The following is a 12710-nucleotide window of genomic DNA, read 5'->3' as shown; positions in this document are numbered from 1 at the left end:
TTAAAAAATTGTTTTAAACAAAATTCTTCAAAAAAAGCGATTGAAAAATTTAAAAATTATTATAGAAAATTAATGATTCGATTCCAGAAGTTTTAATGCAATTTGTAAACAAACATGTCTTAAATCACTTCAAAAGATACATAGAATACTTAGATGATGAAAATATTGAAAAAACATCAAATAAAGTAGAAAATTACTACAGACAAACAAATCCAGAAAAAATTAAGAAAACTTACAAAACTAAAAATGGAATTCTAACATTTTTAGACTACCAAATGAAAAACTGGACAAAAAATCACATAAAAATAAAATAAGCCTATAAAATTTTACAACCTCTTAAAAATAAATTTAGTATTTACTCAAATATACTTTAAAGTTTATGAGTGATATTAAAAAAAATGAGGTGTTTAATTATGGAAATTAGTGAAATTATTACTGAGTCATTAAGATATCCTATTAATAATATTAAAGCACTTGTAATTTATGTAGTACTTTGTATTGTTGCATTTTTTGCATTAATTATTACTGGTGTTGGAATAGGAATAGTTGCTACTACAGATAGTGTTGCATTAGCAGGTGGATTAGGAATCATTGGAATCATTATTGCATTTGCAGTATTATTACTTATTGCAGGTTATATATTAGATGTTATAAAAATAGCTATTAATAGAGAAGATGGAGCTCCTGAAATTGATCCTGTAAGACAAATTATAAACGGTGCAAAATTAGTTGTTGTATCCTTTGTTTATATGATTATCCCAATTATATTAATGGCAATTTTAGCAGCTATAAATGAATACTTAGCTATTGTAGGTATTATAATATTTATTTTCTTTGCTTTAGCTTTAATGATGGGTCAATGCAGATTAGCAAAAACCGAAAGTTTAGGCTATGCTTTAAATATTGGTGAGGCATTAAAAGATATCTCTGAAATTGGAATTGTAAAAGTTCTTTTAGTAATTATAATTGTAGGAATTATAGGTGTAGTTTTATCACTTATAGGCTCTTTAATTGCACAATACTCTGAAATTATTGGTGGAATTTTAACCTCTATCTTCTCAGTATATATTGCATTTTTCCAAAACAGAGCATATGGTTTATTATATTCTGATATAGAATAAACAGCCTTCTAATGGACTTCAGTCCTTATAATTTTAATCAAAAGCTTATCACAACTTTATAGGCTTTTTTCTTTTTTTCTTTTTAAATAATATATTAATAAAATCTATTTTTCTAAAAATTTGAATTTGTAAAATTTTATAAGTTTTTTAAAATTACTCTAAGTTATTAGACCTATTTAAAACTTTTTTTATTCTAAAGAAAATATATCGAGTTCCTCCCCTCATAACTCTTTTAAATTCTATCCAACTGAGATTTGCTAAGAAAGTTTTCACAATATATGCAAATGAAAAATAATACTTACTCATTAAATTGTCTCTTAACTTTTCAATTTCCCTGTGATCTGCATAAGGATAATCTACAAGGCAATTTAAATAGCCATCACCATTTAACCAGTTAGAATAATCTTCTGTAATTAAATAACCATTTTCCTTAGCCCATTTGTAGAATTCCGTACCTGGGAAAGGAACAGCTTGCTGGAAAAAACACATATCTGGATAAACAGATTGTGCAAATTTATAAGTCTGATTAATTGTTTCAATGCTATCTCCTGTAAGGCCAATCATAAAGCATCCAAATACCTTAATATCTAATTTTCTTGCATTTTCTGCAAAAGCCCTAGATTGTTCAAGGGTAATTCCCTTTTTAATCTCATTTAAAACATCCTGGTTACCAGATTCATAACCACAAACAAGTAACCTACAACCAGCATCCTTCATTTTTTTCATAGTCTCATAACTTAAATCAACTCTTGTATTACAAGACCAAACTGGATTTAAAGCTCTTTCTATGATTTCATCACAAAACTCAACTACTCTTTTTTGGTCTATAGTAAAGGTATCATCTTCAATAAAGATCTCTTTAATTTCAGGAAGTTCATTTAAAATATACTCGAATTCATCTGCTAAATCACTTACAGATCTTGTTCTATATATTCTCCCACCCATTGTTGAGGGATAACTACAGAAATTACATTGATTAGGACATCCTCTTGATGATACAATTTGAATCATTGGTTTTTGAGCAAATGCATAAGCATAATCATCAAAGTTTAAATATTTCTTATAAACCTTTGAAACATAAGGAATACTATCCAAATCTTCTAATGGCTCCCTATCTTCGGTATGTCTAATTTCAAAACTAATAGAATCAGATAAGCTAAAATCAGATAGCAAATTAATATCATCTAAACTTCCAATATCTACACCCTCAGAATTGACTCTATAAGAAACTCCTTTAACATTTGAAATATCATCACAAGATATTATCTCCCCTACTGTGTAATCATATTCTTGGCGAAGAATATAATCAATACCTAAACATTCATTAAGTACCTCATCAGGTAAAATAGTTGCATGAGTTCCTCCAATCATTATTTTAGCCTTAGGATAAGCCTCTTTAATTGCATTAATAACTTTATAATCATAACTAGATGTAGGAGTTGTTATCTCAGACATAATATAATCAGGTTGATAATTTTTAACTTCTTCGATTGTATCTTCAATTGAATATTCTTTTGTAATACAGTCCACTAATTTACATTCATATCCTTCCTTCTCACATAGTCCTACACAGTATGCTAACCAGTAAGGATAGTATAAAGTACCTGATTTAGTCTTCTCAGGCCATCTACTTGCTCTACTTATATTAAATTTATATGGTAAGTTTAAAAATAAAATTTTCATCAATATCCCCTAATAGCCATAATTAGATTTTAAATTTTTTATCCAAAATAATTATTTTAAAAAAAAATTAAATTTCTTAACCAAAATAATTATTTTTTAAAAAAGAAAAATAATAATTATTAATTTATATTATTAAATTTATATTTTTTAGAAAAAATTTATACATATTTCTATACATATATAATTTAAGAAATAAGTATTATATAAATTTAAATAAGTATTAAATAGATTGTATAATATAGATTGTATAAATAAATATCTATAAAACAATAGACAATTTCAAGCAATATTAATTATAATTTTTAAGATGTGGAAATATGGTGAAGAAGATAGCTATTACAAGACCTAAAGAAAGATCTGATGCTGCAAAAGAATTTATAGAAAATTATGGAGGAGAAGCAGTAATTGTTCCTACCCTTGAATTAAAATTAGAAAATACCGATTCATTAAAAGAATTGATGAAAAGATCTAATGAATTAGATTGGTTGATTTTTACATCAGTTAGTTCAATTGATTCTATATTTAAGTTCTATCCAGATTTTATTAGAAAATTAAATCCTAATTGTAAAATTGCAACTATTGGTACAAAAACTGCCGAGTTAGCTATGAATAAACAACTTCATATAGATATTATACCAAAAGATTATACTGCAGAAGGATTGCTTGAAGAATTTGAAAAAATCGACTTAAATAATAAAATTGTTGGTGTACCTCGTACATTTTCTGCAAGGACTATTTTACCTAAAGAGCTTAAAGAGATGGGGGCTGAAGTAATCTTAGCAGAAAGTTATAAATCAACTATTCCAGAGGATAAAAAAGATATAAAAAATTTAATCCAAGACATTTTAGATGAAAAAATAGATGGAATAACATTTACAAGTCCTTTAACTGTAGTAAATCTCTTTAAAGTAGCTGAAGATAATAAAAAAGAACAATTAGTTGAAAAATTGTCAAATTCAATTCTCACAGTAGCTATTGGACCAATCACTGGAAAAATACTTGATAAATACAATATAAAACACATTTATCCAGAAAGATACACAGTAAAAGACATGATAGATTTAATGTTTAGAGAACTAAATAATAAAAATTAAAAATAAGCAATTATTTCAATTTTTCATAACAACAATCATCTTTTAAAAAAAAAATAATTTTATAGAATAATTTTTAGTTAGGAGGAATTTCTATTAAAGAATTTAAAATAAGTATAATAATACCAGTTTACAATGGAGAGAAATATCTTCCTATTACTTTAGATTCAGTTTTAGAGCAAACAATAGGTATTGAAAATTTAGAAATTATAATAGCTAACGATTGCTCCATAGATAAAACAAAAGAAATCATCGAAGATTATAAAGAAAAAATCAATAAACAAACTAATAAAGAGACAATAAAATCAATTCATTTAGATAAAAATATGGGAGGAGCATATGGACCTCGTAATATTGCATTAGATTATGTAAATGGAGAATATCTAATGTTTATTGACTCAGATGATACTTATCCTAAAGATGCTTGTGAAATATTATATAATAAAATTGAAAAATATAACTGCGATATAGCATTTGGAAGGTATTTAAGACATTACCCAGAAGAAGATATTATACGAAAATCATACACTCCCTATATAGACTGCTTAGATAAACCATACATTGATTATTATGATGATTTAATAAAAGGTTCTAATTTTAATGGAGCATTAGGGTTTATTTGGAAAAATATTATTAGCTACTTTTTCTATGGTTCTTCTATAAATAAAGAAAATAATGAAGAAATATTTATAAAAAACTTTAATGAAGAAAATAAAGATGAAATAATTATCTTAAAAATTTTGCCATCCTTCTGGTCAAAGATTTATAAAACAGAACTTATAAAAAAGAACAATATTAAATTTCCAGATTATGTATCTGCAGAAGATTTAAACTTTTTACTAGAGGCATATATTAAAAGTGAAAATGGGATTTTATTCTTAAATAATAAAGTCGTTTATAATTATTTTATGAGATTAGAAGTAGAAGATAAATCTATTACAAAAAATATTAATTTTAGATTGGTTGATGATTCATTAAAAGCGTATAAATTAGTTTCAGAGCTTTGTGATAAAAATAATATAAAAAATAAAGATCTGTTTTTAAATCCTTATTTATTAAATTGGATTAATTTATGGTTAAGTAGAGATAATTCTAAAGAAGAAAATAAAATATTTTTTAATGAAATTAAACTAATAGAAAAAGGATGTAAAAATGGATTAAAATATAAATTAATTCTCAAATTAATAAAAACATTATTAAAAATTAAATCTTAAAACAAAAAATTAAATCTAAAAAATTAGAAAAATAAAAAATAATTAATATCATACTAACATATTATAAATAAGAAACAAAATAAGAGGTAAAAAATGAAAGATGTAATGATTTGGCCAATATATTTAGATGCTGAAAAATCTTTAAATGAAGGTAGAAAGATATCTAAAGAGTATGCTATTCTAGAGCCAAGAATTAAAGAAATTGTAAAGGCTACTCAAAGATTAAAATACAAGTATTATGCTGAAGAAGATAAGGCTTATCCTGGAGAATGGTATAATAAATCTGGAAGAATAATAATTACTAGTGATGATAGTAAAAAAGAAATTCTTATAAATTTATCCAATACCATTAAACAAATGCGAAAAAATAAAAAAAATAATAGGCATAATAAAAAAGATAAAAAGGCAAGAAAAAGAAGATAATATTCTAAATATTCGAATATTGCTAAATATCTAAAAATAAATAAATCATTCAAAATTAATTTAAATAAAATTAAGGCGTTAAAATGAGAGAAACATTACCACCAGAAATGAAAAAAAGATATGAACAAGCAAAAGAATTACTTGAAAATTCTGATAATATAAAAATTTACAGCCATACAGATTGCGATGGAATATCTTCTGGAGCTATTCTAACAAGTATTTTAGAAAGATTAGGAAAAAGATTATGGAAAAATTACGAAATTGAAATAGTTAACTTAGATGTTTTAGAAGATTTACCGATTGAACATGAGTTAACAATATTTTCAGACTTAGGATCTGGACAGCCAGTAGATAAAAATGCAAATAAAGATTCTAAAATAATTATTCTTGATCATCACCCTCCCTTAAGAGATATTGACTACTGTGAAAAAGTAGATTATACTTATTTAGAAATAAACCCTATATTTTATGGAATAGACGGTTCACAAGAAATTTGTGGTGGAGGACTTTCTTATCTTCTTGCAAAGGAATTTGGTTTTAAAGATTTAAGTTGGATTGGAGTTTTAGCAGCTATTGGAGATATGCAAAATAGTAAAACTGGAAAACTAGAAGGTTTAAATAATGCTATTCTTAAAGATGCTAAAGAAGAAGGGTTAGTTAGTTCAAAAACCGATTTATCCTTATATGGTAAACAAACAAGACCCTTATTTGCAGCCTTATCCTATTTCAGTGATGTCAAATTGCCAATTACTAATAATCAAAATGAAACAATAGCTTTAATAAAAAAACTCAAGATACCTCTAAGAAATACAAATGACGAAGCTACTACTCTTAGTGATTTAAATGATAATCAGAAAAAATTATTGATTAGTGAGCTAATTAAAATGATTTCTTTGGAAATTCCACCAAAATACAGTATCTATGTTCCAAAATTAGTAATAGCAGATAGTTATGAGTTTTTAAAAGAAGACAATCGTACCTTCTTAAGAGATGCTTCAGAATTCTCTACAGCAATGAATGCATGTGTAAGAAACGATAGATCAGATGTTGCATTAAAAATATTAGGGGGAAATCGAGTAGATGCACTTGATGAACTTGAAATTATATCAAAAACACATAGAGCTTATTTAGCAAAGAATATACAAAGTATTGGTGAAAGTAAATCAATTATAGAAATGGATAATTTACAATACTTTGATGGAACTGGCATAAGAAGTAATGTTGTTGGTACAATTGCTGGAATGATTCTTAGTTATGGGGATTGGAGAAAGCCAATAATTGCTTTTACACAAATTAGTGAAGAAAATGAAGATTTAAAGATTTCTCTTCGTTGCTCAAGACTTTTAGCTTATGATGGAATTCATTTTGGAGAAATAATTAGAGAAGTAGCTCAAAGTTTAGGAGGAAATGGTGGAGGGCATAATGTAGCTTGTGGAGCTTACATACCAAAAGATAAAAAAGATGAATTTTTAAATTTAATGAATGAAAAATTAAAAGGTAAATTAGCTATTGAATACTAATTCAATAGCCATCATATTTTCTTCAATTAACTAAAACTATTTTTAAAAAAATAATAACAATTATAAGAAACTATTTTTTAATAAAATGAATAATAACCCTATTAAAACTATTTTTAAAAAAATAATAGCAATTATTAAAAAACTATTTTTAAGAAAAGGAATCATAATACCTTTTAAACTCTTTTTAATGAATATAATTATTTTTTAAATGAAATCCAACATTCAAATACACTTTATAAAAAACTAAAATAAACTTTATATAATATAAGAAACATATAGAAATTTAGAGAAATAAATTCTTTTTAAAATAGAAAAAAAGAAGTGATTATTATGGAGATACTACAAAAAAGAGGAGCATTGACTCATTTTCAAATCTTAGGAGAAATTTCTAAACAAGAACCAAATCTTAAACAAAAAGATTTAGCAGAACGTTTAGGAATAACAATCCAAGCAGTTTCTGAAAATATTAAAACCTTAACTGAACTTGAATATATTACATCTAAAGAGGGTAGAGCACCATATAAGATAACTCAAAAAGGAATTGCTAAGGTAAAAAAAGATGCAATAACTTTAAGAAAATACTCAGATAGTGTTCTTGAAACTATGACATATTATAAATCCACTTGGCCAGCAATTGCAAAAGAAGATTTAAAAGAAGGAGATGAAGTAGGTTTATATATGGAAGATGGTAAATTATATGCCTCTATTAATGCTCAAACTGATGCATACGCTGATGTAATATTAGATACTAAAAAAGGCTTTGATGTTGCTTTAACAAACCTTAAAGGAACTATTGAAATAAAGGAAAGTAAAATTTTAATAATTACATTACCTACAATAAAACAAGGCGGGTCTAGATCAACAGATTTAGATTTAGTTAAAGGAATTTATCAAGAAAATTATAAAAATTATGGATTAAGTTCTATTGATAAAGTTGCAGCTATTGGTACAAGTTCACATGTAGTAGCTAATGCTTTAAATATTCCTGTTGATATTGAATATGGAGTTAGTGAAGCAGCTCAATCTGCAGTTAGAAAAGGATTAAATGTTTTAATTTTCTCAATTGGAGATATGAGTAAAAATATTAGTAAGGACTTAGAAGAGGCTAATATCCAATACCAAGTCATTGACGCTAAAAAATCAATTATGGAAATTTAAGAATATATCTAATATATTTTTAAATTCATCCTTTTTAATTTATAATTAATAAAATTTTTATTTATCCTAATTTTTATTTTATAAGTGATATATCTTTAATTCCTTTCATTTTTTTATTTAATAAACAATATATCTTTAATTCCCATTCTTTTTTTTTACTTTATAATCAATATATCTTTAATTCCCATTCTTTTTTTTACTTTATAATCAATATATCTTTAATTCCTTTCATTTTTAAATTAATTACTCTTATAAAAAATTAACTTAATTAAATAGCTTTTTCTTCACAATAACTTTGGAATCTACATTTTTTACATTTATTAGGATTTTTAGTAGGTATGAAGGGCTTTTGACCATTAAATAAACCATGCATACGATTGATTAAATATTTAATTCTTTCCTCATTTTTTTCATCAAATTCTTCACTCCAAAAAATATTATCAGTACCTCTTTGTCTTAATGCCCCTTTAATTTTACGATTATCATCAGCTACCATATTTTTAAAAGCTAAACAATAAGCAAGAACTTGATGAATAGATGATGCATAAGCTCTATTTCCTGGTTTATCATCAATAATGACAATTTCATCAGGAGTCATCCAAATTTCATCTATAAAACCACGAATTCCCTCTTTAGAATCAATAACAAACATTTCACGAGATAATATTTCTTTTTCTTTTGATAATTCAAAAGCATCATCAAAACTTGATGCTTGTGCAGTTTCCCTAAATTTATCCTCTAATTTAGCATGTTCTTCAGTTCCAGTAGTCATTGCCTGGGTCGGTAGAGTAGCAATTCCTTTAAAATACTCTAAATATAAACTATACTCACAATAACCTTGTGTATTTAGCCAACTTATTGGAAAATTATTTTTTCCATTAATAATTTGCATTCCTTTGATATTTGGATGATATTGAATATCTAAATTATCAGAACCCTTAATAATAAGTTTATTTTCCATAAAAATGCCTCAAAAAGATGATATAAAAAGTTTTAAAATTAAGAAATATGAATTGAAAAGATTAACCTAAATAATTAGATTTGAAGATTAAAAAAAATATTTAATAAAAAATTAGAAAAAATAAAAAATAAAGTAATAAAAACAAATAATTAAAAATTATTTATTTTCAAAAAATACATCTCTATCCTCTTCAATAACTGTAGTTCTTGTAATACCATCTAAAAGTCTTGTTTTACCAGTAAATTTTCCAAGAATTACATCAAAAATAATTGGGAACCAGTAAATTTTAGAAATAGATCTAATCAATCCTTGAGAATAAGTTATTGAGTAATCTCTTCCAGTTCTTTCTCTCTTTGGTATTGTTGTTTTAACCTCAATAAACATCAATCTTTTACCAACAGTTGCACCTAAATTCTTCTCTAAAATTGTGAAATAGGTCAAAATTAATATTGGGAGAATGAATACAAAATAATGATAAATTTGAAACATATTTAAATAGTTTATAAAGAAATATGCAAAATAAGATATAATCCACATAAATGCAGAAACTACAAAGAAATCAAGAATATATGCTACAACTCTTTTAAGAAATAAATCCATCAAATCACCATCTATATAATATAAATAAATTAATAAATAAACATTAGCAAATAAGTTAATAAATAAACAAATTTTATAAAATTTAACATACTCTTGGAACAGGATCAGCTATAGGAGTTTCTAAAATCCTTACACCACCAATACCTGTTTCAATTAATACTTTATCATCATCAATGACTTCTCCAATAATAGCTGCATCTTTACCATATTTATCAGTTTTAATAGCTGCTAATACTTCTTCAGCTTTTTCAGCTTTTACACCCATTAAAACTTTTCCTTCATTTGCAACTTCATATGGATCAATTCCTAACATATCAGATGCTGCTCTAACTGCTTCTTTAACTGGAATAGCTTCATCTTGAATCATAACTCCAACTCCAGATTTACGAGCCATTTCATTAATACAATTTGCAAGACCTCCACGAGTTGGATCCTTCATAGCAGTTACACCACCTACTTCAAGAGCTTTAGAAACAATTCCCCAAATCGGAGCAACATCAGATTTTAATTCAGTTTCAAAGCCAAATCCTTCTCTAAATGACATTAAGCTCATTCCATGATCTCCAACACTTCCAGTGATGATTATCTTATCTCCAACACTTAAAGTAGAATCTTTAATAACTTCTCCTTTTTTAGCTATTCCAATACCAGTAGTTACAATAACAATTCCATCAAGTTTATCTTGTTCCATAACTTTTGTATCTCCAGTAATAACTGCAACATCCACTTCTTCACAAGTATCACTTAAAGATTTAATAATTTTATCTAAATCCTCAATTGAAAATCCTTCTTGCAAAATCATAGCATTAGAAATAGCTAAAGGTTTTGCACCCATTACAGAAACATCATTAATAGTTCCTGCTGCAGAAATTCTTCCGATATCTCCCCCAGGGAAGAACAATGGATTAATAGTATGACCATCAGTTGTTACAACGATTTCATAATCGCCAAGAGGAATTGTTGCTCCATCATCTAATGCATCTAAGCCTAATCCTCCCTCAACTGCTTTTTTTGATAAATTATTAAGAATGGTTTGAGAGATTAAATTTCCCATAACCTCTCCACCAGCACCATGTGACATTCCTATTTTCATTCTATCTCCTTAAATGTGTAAATAATTAAAATAAACAATAAAAAGCAAAGAATCTTTAAAACATGTTTTTCTATTTAAATTAGAGATTTTTATACCTTCTATTTTCAATATTAGCTTATATAATATATAACATTATCATATATTAATTTAATATTAAATAAATATTTCCAAAGTTTAAAAAAAAATCATTAAAATAATAAAAACAAAAGAAAAATAAAAAATTAATAAATACTAAAATAACTAAGAAATAATTAAAAAATAGTTAAATCATTAAAATAAGTATAAATAAAAAAAAGTTTTGGTCAAGGTTTTTAGCCGAAGGCTAAAAAGCTTGGAAATTAATCTACAATAACTCCGTTGATAACACCATCTTGACCAGGTCTAGAAGTAACTTTTGCATTACCGATTTCAGTTTCTACAATAGCACCTTTAGTAATGATGTTTCTTCTTACGTAGTTTGGGTTTGCTCTGTTTTCAATTACATTATAAATTTCTACAGTGTGAGCTTTACCCTCTGTATCAATAACATTGATTTTCCTATCTCCAGCTAATCTGTGTTTTTCGTTTCCACCACGGGTTCTGATTTTTCTTAAGGTTTTTTCACCTAATCTAGTTTCTGCAGATTCTCTACCTAATTCAGATTTCCTTTTTCCACGATTTGCAACTCTTCTAGCACCAGATGGAGATCTGGTTGATTTTCCTTGACAAATAGCCATAACAATATCTCCTTTATATTATTTTTTCCCTAATATATGTAACTATTAAAATAACTTCATATCCATAAGATAAATAACTTATATTCTAAACTAAATTTTCTAAGTTAAATTTCCATAAACTAATCTAATGGAATAATTTTATTAAAATTTGAAACTCAAAAAACAAGCTAACCGCTGCTTGATAAAGAGATGAATTTAATAAAAATTTGTATTTTTTTTCAAATAAATATTAAATATATTTTTTATTTATTTTTAAATGTGAGAATAAAATTCTCATAAATAAGCAAGTTAATTAATGATTCTTACTGCAAGATAAAGTAAGAATGTATATATTTATATTCAAAACTATATATAAAGCTAACTATTTGGCTCTTTCAAAAACTTTGTTGATGAACTTGATTAAGTTTTCGATTTTCATTCCAAATCAAATCTCTGGGATAAATTCTCTTTAAAACACCATGAATAGTCTTAAAAGTTCTTTTTCTTGATTTAGGCATAGTTTCTTAAAAAGCATATTTCAATTTTATTAGTTGTTCTTTCAAATTTCTATCTTTTAAATGATAAATAAAGCTTTTATACATTTTCCATTGTGTCCCACTCCACATACAAATATATAATAAAGCCAAGCAATAACCTAAATCAAACTCTAAGATGTTTTCATCAACAAATAATCAATTTTCAATCGTTTAAATGAGAAAATACTAATCCTAAAGAACTTTTTAAAAGATTTTACAAAGATCATTCCAAACTTCCAAAATATAGTCAGAAATTAAACATGCCAAGTACCATAAAAAAGGACATATGACATAATCATCCTAAAATAAGAAATATCCTTTTTAAAAATTAAATCAAATGATTTAAAAACTTCACAAGAAGAATTAAATAATCTTACAAAATGAGAATCTGAAAGAACAAAATCATCATAAAAATCGCAAAATATATTGTTCAACATCTAAAATACTATTTGAAGCAATTGTTTTTTGTTTTATCATTATAAAAACTTTGCTCCAACCCTTTATTAAATTTCACTATTTTTAAATAAAAATCAAAGAATTTTTAAGAAAAAACTCTAAAAACTACTAATCTTTATTAAAAAAATTTTTAAATCAACAAAGTTTTTAAAATAGTCA

General features: G+C 25.5%; 13 protein-coding genes and 1 pseudogene. 7 read left to right on the top strand and 7 right to left on the bottom strand.

All coding sequences use genetic code 11. The features are described from left to right. Positions 1–314 (top strand): annotated as a pseudogene (locus BM020_RS09045) (ISNCY-like element ISM1 family transposase); the annotation flags it as partial. Positions 315–413: 99 nt separating this feature from the next. Then, positions 414–1121, top strand: coding sequence for a DUF4013 domain-containing protein (locus BM020_RS09040; RefSeq protein WP_074798927.1), 708 nt, complete (start codon positions 414–416; stop codon positions 1119–1121). Between the two features lie 153 nt (positions 1122–1274). Here BM020_RS09040 and BM020_RS09035 read toward each other — a convergent pair whose 3' ends face one another. Beyond that, a complete protein-coding gene (locus BM020_RS09035) occupies positions 1275–2804 on the bottom strand; it encodes a B12-binding domain-containing radical SAM protein (RefSeq protein WP_067146947.1) in 1530 nt (509 codons plus the stop codon). A 317-nt stretch (positions 2805–3121) separates the two neighbouring features. Here BM020_RS09035 and BM020_RS09030 point away from each other — a divergent pair, with 317 nt between their 5' ends. The 5 genes from BM020_RS09030 to BM020_RS09010 all read left to right on the top strand — a co-directional run bounded on the left by BM020_RS09030 (position 3122) and on the right by BM020_RS09010 (position 8210). Continuing rightward, positions 3122–3898 (top strand): uroporphyrinogen-III synthase, encoded by a 777-nt coding sequence (locus BM020_RS09030; protein WP_067146949.1) that lies wholly within the window; start codon positions 3122–3124, stop codon positions 3896–3898. A gap of 86 nt (positions 3899–3984) precedes the next feature. Beyond that, entirely contained in the window at positions 3985–5109 is a 1125-nt protein-coding gene (locus BM020_RS09025; protein ID WP_082762127.1) for a glycosyltransferase family 2 protein, read from the top strand. A 93-nt stretch (positions 5110–5202) separates the two neighbouring features. Next, the gene (locus BM020_RS09020; protein ID WP_067146953.1) at positions 5203–5532 is read left to right on the top strand and encodes a signal recognition particle subunit SRP19/SEC65 family protein; all 330 of its coding nucleotides are present in this window, start codon (positions 5203–5205) and stop codon (positions 5530–5532) included. An 83-nt stretch (positions 5533–5615) separates the two neighbouring features. Next, entirely contained in the window at positions 5616–7052 is a 1437-nt protein-coding gene (gene recJ / locus BM020_RS09015) for a single-stranded-DNA-specific exonuclease RecJ (protein WP_067146955.1), read from the top strand. Positions 7053–7382: 330 nt separating this feature from the next. Beyond that, positions 7383–8210, top strand: a complete 828-nt coding sequence (locus tag BM020_RS09010) for a DUF7839 domain-containing protein (protein ID WP_067146957.1) — start codon at positions 7383–7385, stop codon at positions 8208–8210. Between the two features lie 268 nt (positions 8211–8478). Here BM020_RS09010 and BM020_RS09005 read toward each other — a convergent pair whose 3' ends face one another. The 6 genes from BM020_RS09005 to BM020_RS09510 all read right to left on the bottom strand — a co-directional run bounded on the left by BM020_RS09005 (position 8479) and on the right by BM020_RS09510 (position 12532). Beyond that, entirely contained in the window at positions 8479–9171 is a 693-nt protein-coding gene (locus tag BM020_RS09005) for a CRISPR-associated protein Cas4 (RefSeq protein ID WP_074798925.1), read from the bottom strand. 156 nt (positions 9172–9327) lie between these two features. Then, positions 9328–9771, bottom strand: a complete 444-nt coding sequence (locus BM020_RS09000) for an RDD family protein (RefSeq protein ID WP_074798924.1) — start codon at positions 9769–9771, stop codon at positions 9328–9330. Positions 9772–9853: 82 nt separating this feature from the next. Then, on the bottom strand, positions 9854–10864 hold the full coding sequence (hypE, locus tag BM020_RS08995) for a hydrogenase expression/formation protein HypE (RefSeq protein WP_074798922.1): 1011 nt from the start codon (positions 10862–10864) through the stop codon (positions 9854–9856). Between the two features lie 338 nt (positions 10865–11202). Next, positions 11203–11580: a 30S ribosomal protein S8e gene (locus tag BM020_RS08990; protein WP_067146965.1), complete on the bottom strand. Its 378-nt coding sequence runs from the start codon at positions 11578–11580 to the stop codon at positions 11203–11205. Between the two features lie 374 nt (positions 11581–11954). Further along, a complete protein-coding gene (locus tag BM020_RS09930; RefSeq protein WP_256379532.1) occupies positions 11955–12077 on the bottom strand; it encodes a hypothetical protein in 123 nt (40 codons plus the stop codon). 272 nt (positions 12078–12349) lie between these two features. Beyond that, positions 12350–12532, bottom strand: coding sequence for a hypothetical protein (locus BM020_RS09510; protein ID WP_143743981.1), 183 nt, complete (start codon positions 12530–12532; stop codon positions 12350–12352). Between the last annotated feature and the right edge of the window lie 178 nt (positions 12533–12710).

The organism is Methanobrevibacter olleyae, assembly GCF_900114585.1.
Classification (GTDB): domain Archaea; phylum Methanobacteriota; class Methanobacteria; order Methanobacteriales; family Methanobacteriaceae; genus Methanobrevibacter; species Methanobrevibacter olleyae.
This window is presented reverse-complemented; position numbering and strand designations above follow the sequence as displayed.